At 71.1% G+C, this 22029-nt stretch carries 24 protein-coding genes; 6 read left to right on the top strand and 18 right to left on the bottom strand.

Annotated elements, in window-relative coordinates; translation table 11 throughout:
* Positions 1-115: 115 nt before the first annotated feature.
* Positions 116-1582, bottom strand: coding sequence for a peptide MFS transporter (locus tag DEJ11_RS08825; protein ID WP_181440843.1), 1467 nt, complete (start codon positions 1580-1582; stop codon positions 116-118).
* Between the two features lie 198 nt (positions 1583-1780).
* On the opposite strand from DEJ11_RS08825, the gene DEJ11_RS08820 reads away from it, so the two are divergent.
* Complete coding sequence (locus tag DEJ11_RS08820) at positions 1781-3931, top strand: acyl-CoA dehydrogenase family protein (protein ID WP_111103740.1); 2151 nt, start codon at positions 1781-1783, stop codon at positions 3929-3931.
* An 85-nt stretch (positions 3932-4016) separates the two neighbouring features.
* On the opposite strand, the gene csrA is transcribed toward DEJ11_RS08820, so the two are convergent.
* The 13 genes from csrA to DEJ11_RS08755 all read right to left on the bottom strand — a co-directional run bounded on the left by csrA (position 4017) and on the right by DEJ11_RS08755 (position 14703).
* Entirely contained in the window at positions 4017-4295 is a 279-nt protein-coding gene (csrA, locus tag DEJ11_RS08815; RefSeq protein WP_071403899.1) for a carbon storage regulator CsrA, read from the bottom strand.
* A gap of 4 nt (positions 4296-4299) precedes the next feature.
* Positions 4300-5250, bottom strand: coding sequence for a hypothetical protein (locus tag DEJ11_RS08810; protein WP_181440844.1), 951 nt, complete (start codon positions 5248-5250; stop codon positions 4300-4302).
* Positions 5240-7294, bottom strand: coding sequence for a flagellar biosynthesis protein FlhA (locus DEJ11_RS08805; protein ID WP_111022852.1), 2055 nt, complete (start codon positions 7292-7294; stop codon positions 5240-5242). The genes DEJ11_RS08810 and DEJ11_RS08805 overlap by 11 nt, the downstream gene beginning before the upstream one ends.
* Positions 7291-8484 (bottom strand): EscU/YscU/HrcU family type III secretion system export apparatus switch protein, encoded by a 1194-nt coding sequence (locus tag DEJ11_RS08800; protein WP_111103742.1) that lies wholly within the window; start codon positions 8482-8484, stop codon positions 7291-7293. The genes DEJ11_RS08805 and DEJ11_RS08800 overlap by 4 nt, the downstream gene beginning before the upstream one ends.
* 4 nt (positions 8485-8488) lie before the next feature.
* On the bottom strand, positions 8489-9247 hold the full coding sequence (locus DEJ11_RS08795; protein WP_071403902.1) for a flagellar biosynthetic protein FliR: 759 nt from the start codon (positions 9245-9247) through the stop codon (positions 8489-8491).
* Entirely contained in the window at positions 9247-9522 is a 276-nt protein-coding gene (locus DEJ11_RS08790; protein WP_027465541.1) for a flagellar biosynthetic protein FliQ, read from the bottom strand. The genes DEJ11_RS08795 and DEJ11_RS08790 overlap by 1 nt, the downstream gene beginning before the upstream one ends.
* Positions 9523-9531: 9 nt before the next feature.
* Positions 9532-10368 carry a flagellar type III secretion system pore protein FliP gene (gene fliP / locus DEJ11_RS08785; RefSeq protein WP_071244631.1) on the bottom strand — a complete coding sequence of 279 codons (837 nt, stop codon included), beginning with the start codon at positions 10366-10368 and terminating at the stop codon, positions 9532-9534.
* A complete protein-coding gene (locus DEJ11_RS08780) occupies positions 10365-10925 on the bottom strand; it encodes a FliO/MopB family protein (RefSeq protein ID WP_071403903.1) in 561 nt (186 codons plus the stop codon). The genes fliP and DEJ11_RS08780 overlap by 4 nt, the downstream gene beginning before the upstream one ends.
* Positions 10926-10932: 7 nt before the next feature.
* Positions 10933-11637: a flagellar motor switch protein FliN gene (gene fliN / locus DEJ11_RS08775; RefSeq protein ID WP_110863812.1), complete on the bottom strand. Its 705-nt coding sequence runs from the start codon at positions 11635-11637 to the stop codon at positions 10933-10935.
* On the bottom strand, positions 11637-12515 hold the full coding sequence (locus DEJ11_RS08770) for a flagellar motor switch protein FliM (protein ID WP_084740413.1): 879 nt from the start codon (positions 12513-12515) through the stop codon (positions 11637-11639). Before DEJ11_RS08770 ends, fliN begins: the two co-directional genes overlap by 1 nt.
* Before the next feature lie 166 nt (positions 12516-12681).
* On the bottom strand, positions 12682-13611 hold the full coding sequence (locus DEJ11_RS08765; protein ID WP_111103744.1) for an OmpA/MotB family protein: 930 nt from the start codon (positions 13609-13611) through the stop codon (positions 12682-12684).
* Between the two features lie 2 nt (positions 13612-13613).
* On the bottom strand, positions 13614-14438 hold the full coding sequence (locus tag DEJ11_RS08760; RefSeq protein WP_111030043.1) for a motility protein A: 825 nt from the start codon (positions 14436-14438) through the stop codon (positions 13614-13616).
* Position 14439: 1 nt separating this feature from the next.
* Positions 14440-14703 carry a flagellar FlbD family protein gene (locus tag DEJ11_RS08755; protein WP_372495779.1) on the bottom strand — a complete coding sequence of 88 codons (264 nt, stop codon included), beginning with the start codon at positions 14701-14703 and terminating at the stop codon, positions 14440-14442.
* Between the two features lie 280 nt (positions 14704-14983).
* On the opposite strand from DEJ11_RS08755, the gene DEJ11_RS08750 reads away from it, so the two are divergent.
* The 4 genes from DEJ11_RS08750 (at position 14984) to DEJ11_RS08735 (ending at position 17881) form a co-directional block, all read left to right on the top strand.
* Positions 14984-15823, top strand: a complete 840-nt coding sequence (locus DEJ11_RS08750; RefSeq protein WP_071403907.1) for a DUF4397 domain-containing protein — start codon at positions 14984-14986, stop codon at positions 15821-15823.
* A 2-nt stretch (positions 15824-15825) separates the two neighbouring features.
* Positions 15826-16473, top strand: coding sequence for a class F sortase (locus DEJ11_RS08745; protein ID WP_181440845.1), 648 nt, complete (start codon positions 15826-15828; stop codon positions 16471-16473).
* Positions 16474-16541: 68 nt separating this feature from the next.
* Entirely contained in the window at positions 16542-17087 is a 546-nt protein-coding gene (locus tag DEJ11_RS08740; protein WP_071244624.1) for an RNA polymerase sigma factor, read from the top strand.
* Complete coding sequence (locus tag DEJ11_RS08735; RefSeq protein ID WP_111103746.1) at positions 17084-17881, top strand: anti-sigma factor; 798 nt, start codon at positions 17084-17086, stop codon at positions 17879-17881. The genes DEJ11_RS08740 and DEJ11_RS08735 overlap by 4 nt, the downstream gene beginning before the upstream one ends.
* Before the next feature lie 594 nt (positions 17882-18475).
* On the opposite strand, the gene DEJ11_RS08730 is transcribed toward DEJ11_RS08735, so the two are convergent.
* The 3 genes from DEJ11_RS08730 to DEJ11_RS08720 form a co-directional block, all read right to left on the bottom strand.
* Positions 18476-19303 carry an SDR family NAD(P)-dependent oxidoreductase gene (locus DEJ11_RS08730; protein ID WP_111103747.1) on the bottom strand — a complete coding sequence of 276 codons (828 nt, stop codon included), beginning with the start codon at positions 19301-19303 and terminating at the stop codon, positions 18476-18478.
* 62 nt (positions 19304-19365) lie between these two features.
* Positions 19366-19917: a CGNR zinc finger domain-containing protein gene (locus tag DEJ11_RS08725; protein ID WP_111103749.1), complete on the bottom strand. Its 552-nt coding sequence runs from the start codon at positions 19915-19917 to the stop codon at positions 19366-19368.
* The gene (locus DEJ11_RS08720; protein WP_111030034.1) at positions 19917-20765 is read right to left on the bottom strand and encodes an MBL fold metallo-hydrolase; all 849 of its coding nucleotides are present in this window, start codon (positions 20763-20765) and stop codon (positions 19917-19919) included. The genes DEJ11_RS08725 and DEJ11_RS08720 overlap by 1 nt, the downstream gene beginning before the upstream one ends.
* A gap of 294 nt (positions 20766-21059) precedes the next feature.
* On the opposite strand from DEJ11_RS08720, the gene DEJ11_RS08715 reads away from it, so the two are divergent.
* Positions 21060-21587, top strand: a complete 528-nt coding sequence (locus tag DEJ11_RS08715) for an acyl-CoA thioesterase (protein WP_111103750.1) — start codon at positions 21060-21062, stop codon at positions 21585-21587.
* Positions 21588-21632: 45 nt separating this feature from the next.
* On the opposite strand, the gene DEJ11_RS08710 is transcribed toward DEJ11_RS08715, so the two are convergent.
* Complete coding sequence (locus tag DEJ11_RS08710) at positions 21633-22025, bottom strand: winged helix-turn-helix transcriptional regulator (RefSeq protein WP_083404110.1); 393 nt, start codon at positions 22023-22025, stop codon at positions 21633-21635.
* Positions 22026-22029: the final 4 nt, after the last annotated feature.

The following is a 22029-nucleotide window of genomic DNA, read 5'->3' as shown; positions in this document are numbered from 1 at the left end:
ACGGCCATGCAGCACCCCACGCCACCGAGGACGCCGACGCCGATGATGATCCCTGCGATGAGTTCGAGCATGGGTGGTGACTCCTTGGTTGCGTCGGGGTGTGGCTCCGCTCAGGTTACCGGATGCCGCGCATGAGCCGCAGCACCGGCTTGGCCAGGAGCAGCAGGACCACGCCCACCACGACGGCGACCAGACCGAGGATCGTGAAGTACGGGGCCTCGTCCGCCGGGTCGTAGTAGCGGGACAGCACCCCGGTGACGGCGGTGCCGAGCGACACCGACAGGAAGAACAGCGCGACCATCTGGGTCTGGAACTTCGGCGGCGCGAGCTTCGTGGCGACGGACTGGCCGACGGGCGAGAGCAGCAGCTCCGCGAGCGTGAACACCAGCAGGATGCCGACGAGCGCGAGCAGCGGTGTGCCGTTCTCGCCCGAGCCGGTGAACGGCAGGAAGAGCAGGAACGCGAGCCCCATGATCCCGGTGCCGAGGGCGAACTTCGTCGGGGTGGACGGCTGGCGGTCGCCGAGCTTGGTCCACAGCGCCGCGAAGACGCCGGACAGCACGATGATGAAGACCGGGTTGATCGACTGCACCCACGACACCGGCATCTCCCAGCCGAACAGCGAGCGGTCGAGGCGCTCGTCGGAGTAGACCGTCACGACGGTGAACTGCTGCTGGTAGAGCGACCAGAACACGGCACTGCCGATGAACAGCGGGATGAACGCGAAGACCCGCGACCGCTCGTCACGGGTGATGCCGCTCGACAGGATGACGACGAAGTAGCCGATGGTGGCCAGCACGACGACCGCCACCACGACGGTGGGCAGGTTGCCGACGTTGAGCAGGCCGGTCAGCACGGCGACGACGATGACGACGAGCGCGACGACGACGCCGGCTCCGATGAGCGGCAGACGGCGGCGGTCGACCGGGTTCGCCACGTGGCGGACGACCTCGGGCAGCTTCTTCCGCCGGATCGCGTACTGCGCCAGGCCCGCCGCCATGCCGACGGCGGCGAGGCCGAAGCCCCAGTGGAAGCCGAGCGAGCTCTGCAGCAGCCCGGTGAGCAGCGGTCCGAAGAACGCCCCGAGGTTCACGCCGAGGTAGTACAGCGAGAAGCCGGCGTCGCGGCGCGGGTCCTCGCGGCTGTAGAGGCCGCCGACGATCGTGGTGGCGGTGGCCTTGAGCCCGCCGGAGCCGAGCGCGATGAGCACGAGGCCGACCCCGACCCCGGCCACCCCGGGGATGAGCGCGAGGGCGATGTGCCCGAGCATCACGACGATCGCGCTGCCGAACAGGGTCCGGTCCGCGCCGATCAGCCGGTCGGCGATCCACGCCCCGATGATCGTGAACAGGTAGACCGCGCCGCCGTAGGCACCCATGATGCCGGTGGCGATGCCCTTGTCGATCCCCAGGCCGCCCTGCGTGACCGTGTAGTACATGTAGATGAGGACGATGCCCTGCATCCCGTAGAACGAGAACCGCTCCCAGAGCTCGACGGCGAACGGTGTCGAGAGTTCGAACGGTTGCCCGAAGAAGGTGCGTCCGGGACGGCCTTCGCGGTCCGCGGGGGTGGTACGTGACATGGCGGCCAGTCTGCCCCTGGCGGGGTGGGCACGCCCAATCGTCGAACCCCGCTCATGTCTTTGGAGGGTTCCCACGACCCCTTGACGGCACGGGCGACACGGGGTTGTGCGGCCCGCACGGCGTTCCCGCCACTGTCGGCACCGGTGTCTAGCGTGGACGGTGCAACACGGACACCGCAGTTCAGGAGGACTCCGCCCATGGTCGACACCGCACCCGCCCAGCGCACCACCCCCGCCAGCGGCAGCGACACCGCGCCGGACGTCGACGCGAAGAACGCCGCGCAGCACGCCGCGCCGAACGCCGACGCCGCCGGCGACCCGGCAGCGGGCACCCCGACCGCCGGGACGGACACCGACGTCCGCATCGACGTCGAGCTGGTGCAGGAGCTCCTGCTCGGACGCTGGGCCGAGGACCGCCGGATCTCCCGGCGGCTCGCGCTCGACCCCGCGATGCAGAAGATCGAGGGCCAGCCGATCCCCGAGCACCGGGCACGCGTGCTCGAGCAGCTCCGGACCCTGGTCGACGCCGGGGCGATCCAGCGTCCCTACCCCACCGAGTTCGGCGGCCAGGACAACCACGGCGGCAACCTGGCGGCGTTCGAGGAGCTCGTCGTCGCCGACCCGTCGATGCAGATCAAGGCCGGGGTGCAGTGGGGACTGTTCGGGTCCGCCGTGCACCACCTGGGCACCGAGGCGAACCACCGCGAGTTCCTGCCGGGCATCGTCTCGTTCGAGGTCCCCGGCTGCTTCGCGATGACCGAGACCGGCCACGGCTCGGACGTGCAGAGCATCGCCACGACGGCGACGTACGACCCCGCGACCGAGGAGTTCGAGATCCACACGCCGTTCCGCGGTGCGTGGAAGGACTACATCGGCAACGCGGCCCTGCACGGGCACGCCGCCGTCGTGTTCGCGAAGCTCGTGACCGCCGGTGTCGACCACGGCGTGCACGCGTTCTACGTCCCGCTCCGCGACGCCGACGGGGCGTTCCTGCCCGGCGTCAGTGGTGAGGACGACGGCCCCAAGGGCGGACTGAACGGCATCGACAACGGCCGGCTCGCGTTCGACCATGTCCGGGTCCCCCGCACCAACCTGCTGAACCGCTACGGCGACGTCGCCGCGGACGGCACCTACTCGTCACCGATCGCCTCGCCCGGCCGCCGGTTCTTCACGATGCTCGGCACCCTGGTGCAGGGCCGGGTGTCGCTCGACGGCGCCGCGGTCGTCGCCCAGAAGATCGCGCTGCAGATCGCCCTGACCTACGCCATGCAGCGCCGCCAGTTCCCCACCGGTGACGGCACCGAGGGCGTGCTGCTCGACTACGGCCGGCACCAGCGCCGGCTCATCCCGCGCCTGGCGACGGTGTTCGCGCAGTCGTTCGCGCACGAAAAGCTCCTGCGCACCTTCGACGACGTCTTCAGCGGGCGAGAGGACACCCCGGAGCGCCGGGAGGACCTGGAGACCCAGGCCGCGGCGTTCAAGTCGATGTCGACCTGGTCGGCGCTCGACACCCTGCAGGAGGCCCGCGAGGCCTGCGGCGGTGCCGGGTTCCTCGCCGAGAACCGTCTGACCGGGCTCCGCGCCGACCTCGACGTCTACGTGACGTTCGAGGGCGACAACACCGTGCTGCTGCAGCTCGTCGGCAAGCGCCTGCTCACCGAGTTCCGCGCGAAGGCCCCGAAGGACCCGGCGTCCACCGCGAAGTTCGTGGCGGCCGTCGCGGCGTCGAAGCTGGCCGACGCGTCCGGCATCCGTCGCCTCGGCCAGACCGTGGCCGACCGTGGCTCCCTGGCCGCCAGCGTCGCCGACCTGCAGGACCCCCGCACGCAGCGCGAGCTGCTCGCCGGTCGGGTCGACACGATGGTCGCCGAGATCGGCATGCGCCTGGCGTCGGCCGGCAAGGACCGAGCCCGCGCCGCCCGACTGCTGAACCGCTCGCAGCACGAGCTCATCGAGGCGTCGAAGGCGCACGCCGAGCTCATGCAGTGGGACGCCTTCACCGAGGCACTCGACGAGGTCACCGAGGGCGACACCCGACGCGTGCTCGTCTGGCTGCGCGACCTGTTCGCGCTCGGCCTGCTCGAGCAGCACCTGGACTGGTACCTGCTGCACGGTCGGCTCTCGGCGCAGCGTGCCCGTGCGGTGTCGGCGTACATCGACCGGCTCGTCGCCCGGGTCCGGCCGATCGTGCCGCAGCTGATCGAGACCTTCGGGTACGAGCCCGGTCACGTCCGCGCACCGATCGCGCTCGGTGCCGAGCAGGCCCGACAGGACGAGGCCCGCGCCTGGTTCGCCGCCGAGGCCGCCGCCGGCCGGCTGCCCGAACAGGAGAAGAAGCCCCGTCCGTGACGGACGCGCAGCCCCGCCCGTGACGGACGTGCAGCCTCGCCCGTGACGGTCGCGCAGCCGTGACGGGCGTGGCTGCGTCGGGCGGCTAGGAGTCGGTCGGTCCCGACGGAGTCGAGCCGTCCGCGGCAGCCCCGCCACGTGCCCCGAGCGCCGCGCGCAGCTGCGCCTCGGCGTCGTCACCGGCAGCGGCGGCCTCGGCGTTCGCCTCGGCGACCGCACGCACGACCTCTTCGCGCTGGATCTTCACACCGCGCGGGGCGTCGATGCCGATCCGGACGCCGTCGCCCCGGGAGTCGAGCACCGTGATGACGATGTCGTCGCCGACGAGGATCCGCTCGCCGACCTTCCGCGTGAGTACCAGCACCCGTTCAGCCTAGCGACACGACGGGGAGCCCCAGCAGGTCCACCGACCCGGGCGTGGCGGTCTCCCCCGCACCGATCGCCACGACACCGACCACCGGCAGCCGCGAGGCCACCGCGGACACCATCGCGGCCGAGTCCGCGGGCTTCCGCCCGACGTCGACCACGACCCACACCTGGTCGGCCTGCAGCGCGTCGCCGGTCGCCCGGTCGTCCCACGCGGCGACGGCGAGCACGGCGTGACCGTCCCGGACGCCGTCGGCCCGCGCCAGGATCGCGGCACGGCGGTCGGCGGCGTCCGTCGGCCGGAGTGCGTGCCGCACCGCGAAGAGCCCGGCCGCCGCGTCGACGTCGTTCGGCCGCCCGACCAGGAGCACCAGGTCGCCGTCCGCGGACCGCACGGCGGGCGCGGTGGACCGGGCCACCGGAGCAGGCGAGGGCGCGTCGAGGACGCGGGACGGGCCTCCCGACCGGGTCTCGACGACCGGCTGCGCGACGGCCACCGCCTGCGTGTCGACCACCGCCTGCGCGTCGGCGGCGGCCTGGAGGCGCGGGTCGACCCCGGCGGGCACGTCCGGCTCGGCCGGCGCGCGCGTCGGGCGCGGGGCGCTCGGCGTGATCCCGTCCGCCTGGAACCCGTCGAGCACCGACGCGAAGGCGTCGGCCCGCGTCGTCGCGGTGCCGTCGGTGCCGGCGATGCGTGCCTCGGCCGCCTCGGCGTCGGCGAGCAGCGCGGCGATGCCGACGCGCTGCACGGGCGAGTCGGCGATGACGACCCGGGCGGTGGGCTGGTCCCCCGGTTCCGGCACCTCGACGGTGGCCTCGACGTGCGCCTTGCGGAACAGTCCGCCGAAGCCCGGGGTGGTCACGCGTTCGGCCGCGACGATCCGCGCACCCGCGCCGAACTCGGTCCGGACCGCGTCGCGGAGGGACTCGAGCGTGGCGCCGCTACGCTGCAATCGGGTCGGCGGCACGGACCACTCCCACGGTCTCGATGGTGGAGCCCGCGGCGGTGGCCTCCTGGTACGACAGCACCGGGAGCCCGTTCGACTGGGCGGCGACCATGCGGTGCACGGCCGGGCGGAGCTGCGGGGCGCAGACCAGGACGGCGGAGAGCCCCTGGTCCTCCACGGAGCGCACGGCGTCGCGGACGGAGCCCAGGACCTGCTCGATGCGGTGTGCGTCGAGCACGATCTGGCTGCCCTGCTCGGACGGCCGGAGCCCCTCGAGCATCGACTGCTCGAGCATCGGGTCGATCATGATGACGCGCAGGGTGCCGGCGTCGGTGTGCCGGGCGGCGAGGGCCGGTCCGAGGGCCGCACGGGCGGACTCGACGAGCCCCTCGGGGTCGGTCGACACCTTGGCGCGGAGCGTGAGGGCCTCGCAGATCCGGCCGAGGTCGTTGATCGGCACGCGCTCGGCGAGCAGGCCCTGCAGCACCCGCTGCAGTTCGGCCATCGAGAGCATGCCGGGAACGAGCTCCTCGACCGCGGCGGGGTTGACCTGCTTGACGCCCTCGGTCAGGACCTTGACGTCCTCGCGGGTGAGCAGGCGCGCGGCGTTGTCACCGATGACCGCCTGCAGGTGGGTGACGAGCACGGAGACCCGGTCGATCACGGTCGCGCCGGTCATCTCGGCGGCGTGCCGGAGTTCGGCGGGCACCCACTTGCCGGTCAGGCCGAACACCGGCTCGACGGTCGAGGTGCCGGGCAGGCCGTCCAGGTGGTCGCCGAGTGCCAGGACGCTGCGGGCGGGCGCGGTGCCCCGACCGGCCTCGACGCCGGCGATGCGGATGGCGTACGTCGACGGCGGCAGGTCGATCGAGTCGCGGGTGCGGACCGGCGGGACGACGATGCCCATGTCGATCGCGATCTTGCGGCGGAGTGCACGCACCCGGCCGAGCAGGTCGTCGGAGGCGCCGGACACCATGTCGACCAGGTCGGGGGCGAGCAGGATCTCGAGGGCGTGCACGCGCATCTGCTCGAGCAGGTCCTCCGGGGTGTCGCCGGTCGGTGCGGCGGCCGCGAGTGCCTGCTGCTGGGCGGCGTCGGCTTCGGCCCGGGCGGCGTTCCGGCCGATGCGCCAGCCCGTGAAGAGCAGGGTCGCGCCGACGAGCAGGAAGGGCAGGATCGGCATGCCGGGGATGAACCCCATCGCGATCGCGGCGACACCGGCGATCATCAGGGCGTTCCGCGACTGCGACAGCTGCGTCGCGGCCGAGGACCCCATCTCGGACTCCGCACCGGACCGGGTGACGATCATGCCCGTCGAGACCGCCATGAGCAGCGCCGGGATCTGCGTGACCAGGCCGTCACCGATCGTCAGGATGCCGTACTTCGACAGGGCGTCGGTGACGGACAGTCCGTTCTGCAGCATGCCGATCGCGATGCCGCCGATCAGGTTGATGATGATGATCAGGATGCCGGCGATCGCGTCACCCTTGACGAACTTCGACGCACCGTCCATCGCGCCGTAGAAGTCGGCCTCGGCGGACACCGCGGCGCGGCGCTCCTTGGCTTCCTGGTCGGTGATCAGCCCGGCGTTCAGGTCGGCGTCGATCGCCATCTGCTTGCCCGGCATCGCGTCGAGGGTGAAGCGTGCCCCGACCTCGGCGACGCGCTCGGCACCCTTCGTCACCACGACGAACTGGATGACGATGAGGATCAGGAAGATGACCGCGCCGATGATGATCGACCCGGAGACGGCGACATGGCCGAACGCCTGGATGACGTCACCGGCGAAGCCCTCGCCGAGCACCAGCCGGGTGGACGCCACGTTGAGGCCGAGCCGGAACAGCGTCGCGACGAGCAGCAGGGACGGGAACACCGAGAAGTCGAGCGGCTTCTTCACGAAGAGCGTCGTGAGCAGGATCACCAGCGCCAGCAGGATGTTGATGATGATCAGGAAGTCGAGCAGGAACGACGGCACCGGCAGGATCAGCAGCAGGATGATGCCGACGATGAACACCGGGACGACGAGCTTCGGCAGGTCCTTGCGGTTCATGCGGGGAGTCCTTCGGTCTGGTTCTCTGCGGTGCGCGGTGTGCGGAGCCTGCGGGGGCGGAGGTCACCGATCAGGGTGGCGGGGTCGATGACGCTCGCGACCTCGTCCGGGGTGGTCGGCCGCGGCGGCGCGTGCGTGCCGGCCGCGGTACCGCGGGCCTTGAGCGCCATCACGAAGGACAGGACGCGGGCCACCGGGGTGTACAGGTCGACGGGGATCTCGTGCCCGAGCTCGCACGCGGCGTGCAGTGCCCGGGTGAGCGGGACGTCGCGGACGATCGGCACCCGCTCTTCCTCGGCTCGGGCGCGGATCACGTCGGCGACCGGGCCGGCCCCCTTCGCCACCACCCGGGGCGCGGACTTGCCCGGCTCGTACTTGATCGCGACGGCGTAGTGGGTCGGGTTCGTCATCACGACGTCCGCGGTGCCGATGGCCTGGATCATCCGGTTGCGGCTCATCGCGAGCTGACGGGAGCGACGCTGCGACTTCACCAGCGGGTCGCCGTCGCTCCGCTTGTTCTCATCCTTGACCTCGCGCTTGGTCATCATCGTGCGCTTCCGGTTGCGGCGGATCACGACGAACACGTCGAGGGCTGCGAGGACGAGCCCGGCGACGATCGCGGCGCGCAGCAGGGTGCCGGACCCGGCGGCGGCGGCCTCGAGGACGGCCGACAGCGGCAGGGAGCCGCTCGTCATCAGGACCGGCATGAGCCCCTGCACCGCGAACCACAGGACGAGCCCGACGACGGCGGTCTTGAGCAGCGCCTTCGCGCCGTTCCAGAGCGCCTGGGTGCCGAACACGCGCTTCAGTCCGGCGACGGGATCGAAGTGGTCGGGCTGCGGCGTCATCTTGCGGAAGTGCACCCCGCCCTGGGTGACGGCGGCGGCGAGCACCGCGACCGCGACGACCGCGAGCATCGGGCCGAGGGTCGCACCCATCGAACCGAGGGCGTCGGCGAGCAGGGCCTGCACGGCACCGAGCTCGGGGTCCTCGATGACCCGCTGCACGGCGAGCAGCTGGTCCTGTCCGGCGGCCGCGGCGTTGCCGATCGCGGCCGGGATCATGAGCGCCGCGACGGCGATCCCGATCCACGCGCCGAGGTCCTGCGAGCGGCCGATCTGGCCCTTCTCGTGGACCTCGCGCATCCGCTGCTGGGTTGCTTGTTCGGAACGTTCTCCGCTGTCGGACACGTCGTCACCCCCGTCCCGTGATCGCCTCGACGGCGTCGCCGGTCAGCGACGACACCACCGAGGGCAGGGCCATGAAGAGCGCGCCGGCGAACAGGACGGTCAGGCCGATCTTGATCGGGAAGCCCATCTGGAACGCGTTGAGCGCCGGTGCCACGCGGGTCAGCAGCCCGAGGCCGACGTCGGCCAGGAACAGCACGACGACGAGCGGTCCGGCGATCTGCAGGGTGGCGAGGAACATCTGCGACATCGCCGTCACGAGCATCGACGCGAGCCCGTCGACCGCGAAGGTACCGGTGAGCGGCACGGCGTCGAACGACCGCACCAGACCGCCGACGATGAGCTGGTAGCCGCCCGAGGTGAAGAGCAGCGCGAGCGCGGTCATCTGGAACAGGCGGGTGAACTGGGCGCCGTTGACCTGGGACTGCGGGTCGAACGCCTGCGCGAGCGTGAACCCGCCGAACAGGTCGATGAGCGCACCCGCCGACTGCACGGCGGCGAACACCAGGAACACCAGGAACCCGAGGGACAGCCCGACGACGAGCTGGGTGAGCAGGGCGAGCAGGAACGGCCCCGTGTCGAGCGACTCGTAGCCGACGGCGACACGCGGGGCGACGCCGATGGCGAGCCCCAGCCCGAGGATCACCTTGACCGTGCCGGGGAACGCCCGGTACGAGAACGGCGGCGCGATGACGAAGAACGCGACGAGCCGGACGCCGGCGAGCATGGTCGCCTCCAGACGGTCGGCGTCGATGCTGAGCTCCATCAACCGGCCCCGAGCAGCTTCGGGATCATGTCGAAGGCGACGTGCGTGAACGCGATCATCTCCGAGATCATCCAGTTGCCGCAGACCACCAGGGCGATCGCGACGGCGACGGCCTTCGGCACGAACGAGAGCGTGACCTCCTGGATCTGCGTCACCGACTGGAACAGCGAGATCGCGAAGCCGACGACGAGCGAGGTGATGAGCACCGGGGCGGCGAGCTTGCCGGACACCAGGAGCGCCTGGAGCACGAGGTCGATGACTGCCTGCTGGTTCATGCGTGCCCCCTAGACAACGTGGTAGCTCTCGATGAGCGACGTGATGATGAGGCCCCAGCCGTCGACCAGCACGAAGAGCAGGATCTTGAACGGCAGCGAGATCATGACCGGCGGGAGCATCATCATGCCCATCGACATCAGGGCCGCGGAGACGACGAGGTCGATCACCAGGAACGGGATGAAGATGACGAACCCGATGATGAACGCGCTGCGGAGCTCCGAGATGATGAACGCCGGGATCACCGTCGTCATCGGCACGTCCGCCATCGACTTCGGGTTGTCGAGCCCGGCGGCGCGGGTGATCAGGGCGACGTCCTCGTCGCGGGTCTGGTGGAGCATGAAGGTCCGCAGGGGCTTCGTGCCGATCTCGACGGCCTGGTTGAAGTCGAGGTGCCCGGCCAGGTAGGGCTGCAGGGCGTCGTCGTTGATGTGCCCGAGCACCGGTGCCATCACGAACAGCGACAGGAACAGCGCCAGTCCGGCGATCACCTGGTTCGGCGGGATCGACTGCAGCCCGAGCGCGTTCCGGGTCATCGCGAGCACGACGAAGATCTTCGTGAACGAGGTCATCATGAGCATCAGCGCGGGTGCGACGCTCAGCAGCGTGATGCCGATGAGCGTCACCACGGCCGACGACGGGGTGCCGTCCGGGCCGTTCACGCTGACGCTGAAGTCACCGGTCGCGGGGGCGGTCGGGGTCGCCGGGGCGGTGGGTTCGACGACACCGGCGGCGTGCGCACCGGTCGTCGTGAGCATCAGGAACCCGGCCACGACCGCCAGGCCGAGCAGGACGAGGGCGACGAGTCGACCCGACCGTGCCAGCCGGTGCGGCCCTGCCGCCCTCACCCGGCCCGCCGGTTCCGCAGCGCAGCGGCGGCCTGGCGCCAGGTGTCGACCGACAGGATCGAGCCCTGCAGCTGCTGCGCGCTCGGCACGGCGCGCTGCGGGCGACGGTTGCGCGGGCGCATCGGCAGCGGCGCGACGGCGCTGGTCGCGTCGGTCGTGCGGGTCACGTCGTCTGTGTCTGCCGGGAGGCCCGTGGTGGCGTCCGACTGCTGCGCGAGTTCCCGACCGAACGCGTCGGCCGACGGGGCGGGACGCACGGGCAGCGCCACCGGTCCGGTCACGATGGTGAGTTCCGGCGCGGGCGCCTGCCCGCTGGTGAGCAGGTTGACCCCGTGCTCGGACACGCCGAGCACGAGCCGCTCCCCCTCGACGTCGACCACGACGACGCTCGCCTTGCCACCGATGCCCTGCCGACCGACGACCTCGACGGTCGCGGCACGACGGCCCGACGGCTTGCCCGAGAAGCGCTTGCGGCTCGCGCGGTGCAGCACCCACATGAGGGCGAGCACGACGCCGAGCGAGAGCGCGACGCGGAGGGTGACGACGAGGGTGTCCACGCGCGGGTCAGACCGTTTCGGCGACGTCGAGGATGCGGGTGATCCGGACCGCGTAGTCCTGGTCGACGACGACGACCTCGCCGTGCGCGATGAGGCGGCCGTTCAGCAGGACGTCGGCGGGGGCACCGGCACTGCGGTCGAGCTCGACGACGGCGCCGGGCTCCATGCCGAGCACGTCGCGGACCGACATCCGGGTGCGGCCGATCTCGACCGTCAGGGTCATCTCGACGTTGTTGATCCGGCCGAGGTTGCCGGCGGGCAGGTTCGCCACGACGGGCGCCGACACCGTGCCGTTCTCGCGGATCCGGATGCCGAACCACCCGGCGGGCAGGCCACCGGCGGCCAGTTCGAACACGACCGTGTCCGGGTCGGCCAGCAGCGACGCGGCCGACTCGCGGTTCGCCTCGCCGAGCACCCCGACGCCGAGGACCCCGGCCGCGGCCTCGAGCGACGGACGCAGGACGTCCGTGACGGCCACGATGCCGTGGTCGGTGCCTCCGGCGGCCGTGATCGACTCGAGGTCGGTGAGCACGAGCGCCAGGTCGGCCGACAGGCCGCCGACGAACGAGGCGACCACGGCGTCCGTCGCCGCGTCGAGCACGACCGGTGTCGCGCCTCCAGGCAGCAGCACCGCGGTCAAGGGGGCGGCCGTCGGGAGCTGCGCCGCGAGCGACTCGGCCGCTGCGGTGTGGAGGGTGGTCGTTTCGGTCATCAGTGCTGCTCCGTGCTCGTGGTGGTGACGACGATGCCGGCGAGGCGCGAGCCGTTCGCGCCGACCGCGGCGGTGCCGACGGGTTCGCCGTCGACCGCGATGGTGAGGGGCCGGTGCTGCGGGTGCGGCAGCGGCAGGACGTCGCCGACGGCGAGCCGCAGGACCTGCGTCGGCAGGACCGCGGCCGGGGCGAAGCGCAGGCTGACGCCCACGGGCACGCTCTCGAGCTGCGCGTCGAGCAGGGCTCGGGCGTCGGCGGGCGACACGTGCGCGGCGGCCTCGCCGAGCTGCGGCAGGACGGCCTCGGCCGGCAGGGCCAGCGTGCCGGGCGCGATGCGGTCGCCGACCCGGATCGAGAACGAGGCGACGATCATCAGGTCGCCCTTCTGCGCGGCCTGGGCGAACTGGCTGTTGAACTGGAACCCGCCGACCGTGACGTCCTGCGCGAGCAGCCCGCCGAACGAGTAGCGGAGGTCGTCGAGGGCGTCCTCGACGATCTTGCGGACCAGGGCCTGCTCGATGGGCGTGAAGGTGCGGTCCGGCGTCGGCAGCGGCTTCGACGCGCCCAGCGCGTGCGACACCCACGTCAGCGCGGCGTCGAGCGGGACCTGCAGCACGCCCTTCGGGGTCAGGCCGGTGATCGGCAGCAGCACCATGCCGGTGAGCGCGGGCAGCGACGCGGCGTACTCGTCGTACGTCGTCATCTCCACCTGCTCGCAGGTGACCTGGCTGACCGCGCGGACCTTCGCCGTCAGCTGCGTGCCCCACTGGCGCGCGAACGTCTCGAAGGCGAGCTCGAGGACCCGGGCGTGCTCACGGGCCAGCGTCGACGGGCGCGCGAAGTCGTACACCTCGGGCGCTGGCAGGGTCTCGGTCACGGGTGCGTCTATCGGTCACCTGTGGGGCACCCGTCAGTGCTGTACCCCGTAGTGGGGCGGTGGCGGCAGCGCTGGTGCGCTCCGCGCGGTGTGCGTCCCAGCCCTGCTGCGCTGCGTGTCTCAGCCCTGCTGCGCTGCGTGTCTCAGTCCCGCTGCGCTGCGTGTCTCAGCCCGGCTGTGCTCCGTCCTGCGCCTTGGCCAGCGCTGGCATGAGAGCGCTGACGTCCTGGTCGGCGTTCGACAGGACCACGATGTCGACCCGCCGGTTCAGGGCGAGGTCCCGGTCCGTGCCGCCCTTCGCCAGCGGTCGGCTCGACCCGAACCCGACGCTCTGCACGTGGTCGCCGGGCATCCCGCCCCGCTCGACCAGGTCGCGCAGGACCCCGGTCGCCCGTGCTGCGCTGAGCTCCCAGTTGGTGGCGTACGGCGCGGTCGAGTTCCGCTGGTCGGCGTGCCCCTCGACGCTGACGTTGTGGGCAGAGGTCTTCAGCACCGGCGCGATGGCGTCCATGATCGACCGCGCCTGGTCGGACAGGTCCGCGCTGTTCGTGCCGAAGTACGTCTCGCTGCCGATCAACCGGACGATCAGGCCGCGGGCGTCCACGGTGAACTGGACGTTCTCGGTCTGGCCCGCCTTCGCCAGGTTGCGCTGGATCGCACGCTCGAGCTTCGTCAGGTCGTCGAGCTCGCGCTTCGCCTCGGCGAGGTCCTGCTTGCTCGCCGTCGTCGGCACCACCGTCGACGCGGGGTCGACGTTGGTGTCCTTCGTGCCGGACGACGCGGTCGAGTGGTCGGCCTGGGACTTGTCCGTCGAGTAGCCGGAGCCGTCCTCGACCTGGTCCTTCGTCACGACGGTGCCGCTCGCGGTGTCGATCTTCTGCGAGTCGACCTCGCCGAAGCCGGTGGCGAGCGACTGCTTCAGCTGGATGTACTTCTCCTGGTCGACGGTGGACATCGCGAAGAGCACGAGGAACATGCACATCAGCACCGTGATCATGTCCATGTACGACGCCATCCAGCGCTCGTCGGGGTGCTCGGCCTCGTCGTGGGACTTCTTCGCGCGACCGCGGCCGCGGCCCCGGGGGTTGGCGCTCACGGTCAGGCCGCCAGCTGCTGGTCGTCGGCCGCGTCGGCCTTCTTGCCGGCCTTGCCGGGCTTGCCACCCGTGTCGGCGCGGGCGGCGGGCGGGACCATGGCCTTCAGCCGCTCACCGAGCAGACGGGGCTGGCTGCCGGCCTGCACCGCGAGCAGCCCCTCCATCAGGAGCGTCTGGCGGTCCGACTCGAGCTGGGCGAGCTTGCGCAGCTTGCCGCCGATCGGCAGCCACATGAAGTTCGCGGTCAGCAGGCCCCACAGGGTGGCGACGAACGCGCTGGCGATCAGCGGTCCGAGCTCGTCCGGCTTGCCGAGGTTCGCGAGCACGTGGGTCAGCGAGACCACGGTGCCGATGATGCCGACGGTCGGGGCGAAGCCGCCGAGGCCCATGAAGAACGCACTCGCGCTCCGGGTCGGGGCTGCGTTCGACTCGATCTCGTCCTCGAGCAGGATCCGCAGCTCGTCACCGTCGGTGCCGTCCGCGATGTTCTGCAGCGCCTTCTTCATGAACGGGTCGTCGTGCTTGTCGGCCTCCTGCTCGAGGGCGAGCAGGCCGTTGGCGCGGGCGGTCTCGGCGAGCCCGACGACGTCGTCGATGACCGACGCCGGCGGGGTGACCTTGCCGGTGAACGCCTTCGGCACGGCCTTGAAGCTGGCGATCGCGTCCTTGAGCGTGGTACTGGCGATGCCGCAGCCGATGGTGGCACCGAACACGAGCAGCATCGGGGCGGGCAGGAAGAGTCCACCGAGCTCGACGTGCTCCATCTGGACCATGCCGAACAGGGCGCCGAAGGCGAGCAGGATGCCGACGATCGTTGCGATGTCCACGTCAGCGACCCCCGTCCAGCGCGCGGCCGTGCTGCGTGGAGCGGAGCGCGGCGACCGGGGCGAGCGTCGGCAGCGGGCCGGTGTTCGTGCTCGAGCGGGGGGCCTGGTCGGTGCCGTAGGCCATCCCGACGATGCGTGCCCGGTACGCGGCGATCAGGTCGATGACGTCGGCCATCGACTCCCGCACGATGTACTTCGCACCGTCGACCATGATGAGCGTCGTGTCCGGCGTCTCCTGGATGCGCTCCACGAGATCGGGGTTCACAGCGAATCCGCTGCCGTTCAGTCGTGTGACGACGATCATGGCCCGTCCTGGTTCTCGATCGTCCCGCCGCCGTCCGTGGGGCGGGATGCGGGCCCGTCCGTGGGCCTGCACGGAGGACTATCGGCGGGTGCGACGGGTGCGTTAGCGACGCGTTCTGGCCGTCTCAGGTGATCCCCAGGAAATCGCTGCATCCGATCGGGGTGCTCCGGCGGTAGTGGGGGTACGACGTCGAGGACGACGTCGTCCGCACCGGCCCGGACAGGCCCGAAGGAGACACGTCATGCGCAAGACACTCGCCACCGGCCTCAGCGCCGGTGTCCTGTTCGCCGCCGCTGCGGCCGTACTGCCCGCGACCGCTGCGACCGCCGCCACCGGCGAGGCGACGCTCTCGGTCCTCCATGCCGTCCCCGACGTCACCGTCGACGTGTACCTCGACGGCGAACGGGCCATCGACGACTTCACCCCGGGCACCCTCGCCGGCCCGATGATGGTGCCGGCCGGTGCACACCAGCTCGCGATCACCGCCTCGGACGCCACCGACGCGTCGAAGCCGATCATCGGCCCGGCGGACGTCTCGTTCGACGCCGGCGGCAACTACACCGCCGTCGCCCACGACGCCACGGACGGGTCGCCGACCGCCACGGTGTTCACCAACGACACCTCGGCCGTCGCCGCCGGCCAAGGGCGCCTGGTCGTCCGGCACGTCGCCGCAGCACCGGCCGTCGACGTCCTCGCCGGTGGGAAGGCCGTCGTGTCGAACCTGTCGAACCCCGACGAGCAGGCACTCGAACTGCCGGCCGGCACCGTGTCGGCGACCGTCGCCGCCACCGGGACCACCGACCCCGTGATCGGCCCGGCGGACGTCGCGGTCACCGCGGGCTCGTCGACCATCGTCTACGCCTGGGGCAGCCTGGACGACGACAACCTCGCCCTCGCCACGCAGACGATCGCGGACCTCGGTGGCACGCCGAACGGCGTCCCCGCCGGGAACGCCGGTCTCGTGGCCACGAACGACCAGGACCCCCTGCCCCTGGTCGGCGCAGCGGCGGCCGCACTGGCCGCCGCTGCCGCGATCGGGGCCGTGGTGCTCCGCCGCCGGCACGCAGCGACCCGCCGCTGAACGTGCCACGCCCCGTCGTGCGGTCCGCCACGGTGACGCTCGTCGTCGCCGTGGCGGCCGCCGCCCTGACCGGGTGCTCGTCGGCCGGGACCACCCCCGGCGGGCAGCCGTCCGTCCTGCCGACCACCACCCCCTCACCGGTCCCGTCGGCGTTCTCGACCGAGGTCCCGCAGCAGGCCGCCACGATCCCCCCGGTCCGGGACGCCCCCGCCCCCACCACCATCACGGTCGACCACGCCGGCATCCGCGCGCCGATCCGCCCCGAGGGGGTCGACGAGGACGGCGCCATGGCGCTCCCGCCCGACCCGGCCACCGCGGGTTGGTACCGGTTCGGTGCCGCACCGTCGTCCACCGAGGGCACCGTCGTCATCGCGGCCCACGTCGACGCGGTCGGCTACGGCATCGGCCCGTTCTCCCGGCTCGGCGACGCCCCGACCGGCACCCGGGTCACCCTGACCGACGCGGACGGTGCCGAGACCGCGTGGCGCATCGACTCCGTCAGCATGCTCGAGAAGCAGGGACTCCCCTGGGGCGAGGTGTTCCGTGACGACGGACCACGACGGCTCGTCCTGGTGACCTGCGGCGGGACGTTCGACGCAGCCACCGGACACTACGAGAGCAACCTCATCGTCACCGCGGTCCCGGCCTGACCGTGGCGACGATCCGCCCCCTACGATCGGATCGTGGTCGACGACGACCGCGCCAGCGACAGGAAGACGTGACGACCATCCTCCCGGACGACAGCGAGCTCTCGGACGCGTTCCGCGCCGGGGGCGAGCACGCCCTGCGAGCCGTCTACGAACGGTGGTCGTCGCTCGTGTACTCGCTGGCCCTGCGCGCCCTGGCCGACCCGGCCGCCGCGGAGGACGTCACGCAGCAGGTCTTCGTGAAGGCCTGGCAGCGCAGCACGAGCTACGACCCCGGCCGCGCCCCGCTCGGCGCGTGGCTGGTCGGCATCACCCGGAACTGCATCGCCGACGCGCAGAACGAGCGCCGACGGCACGCCAGCGCCGCCGACCCGGACGTGGTCGAGGAGACCACCCCGGCGCCGGAACCGGCCTTCGACCTGGCCGAACGCGCCCTGGTCGCCGGCGAGCTCGAGCGGCTCGACGAGGTCCCACGGCGCGTGATGCGACTGGCGTTCTACGACGACCTCAGCCATCGTGAGATTGCCGAACGGCTCGAACTGCCGCTGGGCACCGTCAAGAGCCACATCCACCGAAGTCTGGCTCGGCTCCGAACACGTCTGGAGGTGATCGAATGAAGCACGTCGACGACGAGACGCTGGCGATGCTCGCGGTCTCCGACCAGGTCGCCGCGGACGACGTCGCCGAGCACCTGGCGTCCTGTGACCGGTGCCGCGACGAGGTGGCCGCGCTGCAGCGGGTCGCCGCGGTGACCCGGGCGTCCGAGGACGTCACGCTGGCCGCGCCCCCGGAGCACGTGTGGGACCGGATCGCGGCCGAGATCGCCCGGACGCCGCAGCAGAGTGCGGCGCCGGCGACCGACCCCGGACGAGCGGCCGAACGCGCATCCGTCGCCACGCCGTCCGACGCGCAGCACCTCGCCGTGGCCCGCCGACCCCGATCCCGTCCGCGTCGTCGCCGTGTCCTGGCGCTGGTGATCGCCGGCGTCGGCGTGCTCGCCGTCGTCCTCGGCATCGGTGTGGCGTCGGGGGTCGTCCCCGGACTCCCCCGCGGCGACACCGAGACCGTCCTGGCGAACACCGAGCTCGCAGCGCTGCCCGGTTGGTCGGGGACGACCGGCCGCGCCGAACTCGAACGTGACCAGGACGGCCGGGTGACCCTGCTCGTCGACCTGCACGGAGAGCGCGGTCGCTCCGGCACCGGTCCGCTGCGCGAGGTCTGGATGATGCGGTCGGACCTCGGCGGACTGGTGAGCGTCGGCTACCTCGACGGCGACCAGGGCCGCTTCACGGTGCCCGACGGCGTCGACACCGCGGAGTTCCCGGTCGTGGACGTCTCGGCCGAGGCCGACGACGGTGATCCGGCGCACTCCGGTGACTCGATCGTCCGGGGCACCCTGACCGATCCCTGAGCAGTGCGGGGCACTGGTGTCCGTGAGCGGGACAACGGTGCGCGCGGCCACGCGGAATCGTACGGGTGGGACTGCTCAACAGACGGCGTTGATTGGTGCCCCGCCTGTCGTGCAGCGCAGGCAGCACTCGACTCCTAGACCGCCGGCTCGGTCAATCGTGCCGTCGCTCGTCCTGCACCAGCCCGATCAGCGCGAGGGTACGCTGCAGCGCAGCCTCGGCTCAGAACCCGCCCGCGGAGTGATCGAGGAGGTCCTGGATGGGGACAGCGCACTCCTCTGGCCCCGGCGGATCGAGCCGGGACTAGGGAGAAACACCTCCCCGGCTCGACCCGTACCTGCGTGCCGACGACGTGTCGATAGGCGATCTGCTAGCGCATGTGCTGTCGGCGCCTCAGAGTGCACGTACCGCGGTGCCGGCAGCGGAGAGCCCGTCGGTGATCACCCTGCCGACACGCCCCGTCGCGCCTGCGATGGCAACGAGCCCCGGTCCTGATACTTCGGTCATGTCGATGTCTGCCTTCTCTTGGTGACTGCGGCTCGGGCGGGCGCTTCGCGCTCCTGGGCGCCCGGCATGAGCGGTGGTCGAGGTGCGGTTCAGCCGTTCGCTCGGACGGAGAACTCCTTCGAGGACTCCCACTCCGCCAGTCGGGCGGCGTAGACCTGGGGGACGACAACGGTGGGTGCGGCGCCGAAGAAGACGCGGAGCGGCGGGGTCGGGTTGTCGACGAGCTCCAACATGGCTGCGCCGACGGCCTCGGGCTTGCCCAGCCACTCGACCGGTCGGTTGCTTTCGGCCGCCTCGGCTGCGCGGTGGGCGTCCTCGTACGCCGAGTTCGGGGTGGCGTTGACAGCGCTCGACCCTGCCCAGTCGGTGCCGTACTGCCCCGGTTCGACCAGGGTGACGTTGATCCCGAACGGGGCTACTTCCTGGGCGAGGGCGTCCGAGAGGCCCTCGAGTGCCCACTTGGAGGCGTTGTACCCGCCGAGGCCGGGGAACGCGATGACCCCGCCGATGGTGGAGATCTGCACGATGTGGCCGCTTCCCTGAGCGCGCAGGACGGGCAGCGCCGCCCGCGTGACGTTGAACGCGCCGAAGAAGTTGACGTCGAACTGCTGGCGGAGTTCGGTTTCGCTGAGTTCCTCGACCATCCCGAACAGGCCGTACCCGGCGTTGTTCACGACGACGTCGAGCGTGCCGAAGCGTTCGGCCGCCGCATCGACCGCCGCGTGGACGGCGGCGGCGTCGGTGACGTCGAGTGCGATGGCGAAGAGGCGGTCGCCGTGGGTGGCGGCGAGGTCGTTGAGTGCGGCGAGGTCCCGAGCGGTCGCTGCGACGCGGTCGCCGCGTTCGAGGGCGGCAACCGTGAACTGCCGGCCGAAGCCGCGGCCGGCGCCAGTGATGAACCAGGTCTTGGAGGCCATGCGTTTGTTCCGATCTGCTGTGTCTGCGGAGTTGTGTTGCGGGGTGACAAGTTGGAGCGGACTCAACTGGTTGACGAGTTCGTGTCGGTTCGGCTGATGGTCCTGTCTCGGTGTGCACGGACGCGGGCCGCGTTGCCGCAGCGGGCCGACGAGTGCCACTTGCCGGCCCCGTTCTTGGACTGATCGAAGAACGCGACCTGGCAGTCCGGGTTCGCGCACAACTTGAGCCGCGAGAGCGCACCCGTGGCGCGCCCTTCGAGCAGCGCGACTGCGACCTTCGCCTCGATGAAGTCACCGCCGTCGTGCGGCACGGTGATGCCGTCGTCGTCGAGGCGCAGGCGGAGGGCGAGATCCACTGGCTGATGGTGTTCCGCGGGCCCGTCACCGAGCAGTCGCCTGAGGGCTGTCCGTAGGCGACGCAGGCGTTCGAGGGAGTCAACGTCGACGCCGGCCCCGGTGCCGATCGACGCCAGCCAGGTCGTTGCGCTGTCGGTGGATCCCAGGAGGTCAGCCCCGGGGCCGACGCTGACGGTGTTGACGAGGTCCTGCAGGAGCGCGAGGTCACCCGGTGCGGGGTTCGCCTCGTACCGGGTCGTCGCGGTGCCCTCGAGCATCAAGCCGCTCCCCCCAGGAGGGTGAGACCACCGAACCAGACAGGGCTGAGATTGAGGTGGTGAGGGTAGCGGGTGGTCATCTCCTGCAGGAACCGCTCCGGGGTGACACCGTCATCGAGCAGCGCCATGACGTCGCGCAGGTACATCCGGGTTTCGGCGATGGTTTCGGGGCTGTCCGCCAGTGCCCGGTTCTTGTGGCCTGCCACGACGTGATGGGCTCCGAGTGCTTCGATGACGTCGAGCGCTGCGAGCCAGTGCTCGAAGCCGCCACCAGGCCCCTCCAGGAGGTACTGGTGCACCCCGTTGTAGACGCTGTCGCCAGCGACGACGAGGTCCAAGTCCGGGACGTGGAGCACTGTGGTGCCGTCGGTGTCGGTGTGTCCGACCTCGATGGGGAGCAGCCGATGACCTTCGAGGTCGAACCCGTCGGGGCCAACCTCTTCCGCGATGACAGGTGCCTCCGGGATCAGCCCCGGGAAGATCTGGTCCCACAGCTGTTCGCGGCCCGTTGTCGCCTCCTGGTGCATCATCGCGATCGTCTGCTTCGTCGCGACCACCGTCGCCGACGGGAACCGCTCCACCAGGGCGTGTCCACCGAACCAATGGTCACCGTGGCCGTGGGTTGCGTAGATGGACGTCAGTGTCTTGCCGGACGCTTCGACCCAATCACCGACCGCCTTGATCTGCTCGTGGGTGAACGGTGCGTCAACGAGCACCGCGTGCTCCGCCCCGGAGATCAGGACCGTGCTGCCTGGGTTCCACACCAGAGGGCGGCCGTCAGGCAGCCGTGCGTCACCAGCCCACTCCGGTCCGTCGGTCACGAGAACGTCGTAGCTCAATTCACTCATGCGACTCACTGTAACGTACAAAACGGTTTTGCTCGTTACAGAACCTCAAGGAGTTCGATGCTGCCGTTCGGTTCGGCTCGGCTCGGCACGCACCCGCCCGCGCACCCCCATCGGTCAGGCTGATCGCGGGGCTGCCACAACAGGCCTCACTCACTGAGCATGCCCTCATCGAGCAGGACCCACTTTTCGACATACGGTCGTATGGCGTGATGCGACCGCAGGACCGCGGCCATGCGACCGCGGGCGCTTCGGAACCGAGCGCCGTCAAGACACGACTCGCCGGCGAGGAGCCCCGTGAACCTGTACTTCCGACTTCTTCTGGTGCTCTTCGGACAGCGCTTCCGACGAGGCCTCAACATCCACGAGACCGACACCACCATCTTCCGCGTGACCGTCGGGGACCTCGATGTGTACGGCCACATGAACAACGGCCGCTACCTCACGATCATGGATCTCGGCAGACTGCGGTGGCTCCGACGCACCGGGATCTTCGGTCGCACCCGGGCCAGAGGTTGGGCAGCGGTCGTGGCGCAGCAAACGGTGACCTACCGGAGGCCCCTCCGAGTCGGCCAGCGCTTCGAACTCCGCACGAGGTACCTCGGTTCCGACGATCACGGCAGCTACACCGAGCAGACCTTCGTTCGACGCGGAAACCTGCACGCGCACGCCGTCGTGCGGACGAAGTTCTTGACGCGACACGACGGCCCCGTCGTGACCGACGATCTCCGCGCTCTCCTCGACGGGGACGATCTCGTTGTGCCCGGCTGGGTCGCTGACTGGTCCGCTTCCGCTCGCAGCGCCGCGGCCGATTCGCCGTCGTGAGCCCGGCGGCAGCGTGACACAGATCCCGCTCAGGACCGCGGGGTGTCAGTCGCCGGACGGCCGATCGACGATGGCGTCGGCGTGCTCGACTATCCAGTCCATGAGGGGAACGAGTCGAGCTGCCAGTTCGCTACCGCTGTCGGTGAGCGAGTAGTCCACCCGAGGCGGGATCGTGGGCTGCGCGACCCGGTTCACGATCCCGTCGTGCTCCAGCGTCCGCAGAGTCGAGGCGAGCATCTTCTCGCTGATCCCCTCGATGGTGCGTCGAAGTTCCCCCCAGCGCATGCTGCCCGGCTCGAGCGCGAGGAGCACGAGGACACCCCACCGACTCGTGACGTGGGTGAGCACGACTCGCGTAGGACACGCCGCTGGGAAGCGCGCGAACGCATCCGGATCCTGCACGGGCGGTGCAGGGGCCTCCACGATTCCGACATCCATGTAA

Origin of the sequence: Curtobacterium sp. MCLR17_058, from assembly GCF_003234705.2 — a bacterium.
Taxonomy (GTDB): Bacteria; Actinomycetota; Actinomycetes; order Actinomycetales; family Microbacteriaceae; genus Curtobacterium; species Curtobacterium flaccumfaciens.
Note: the sequence above shows the minus strand (reverse complement) of the source record. Positions and strands in the feature narration are given on the sequence as shown.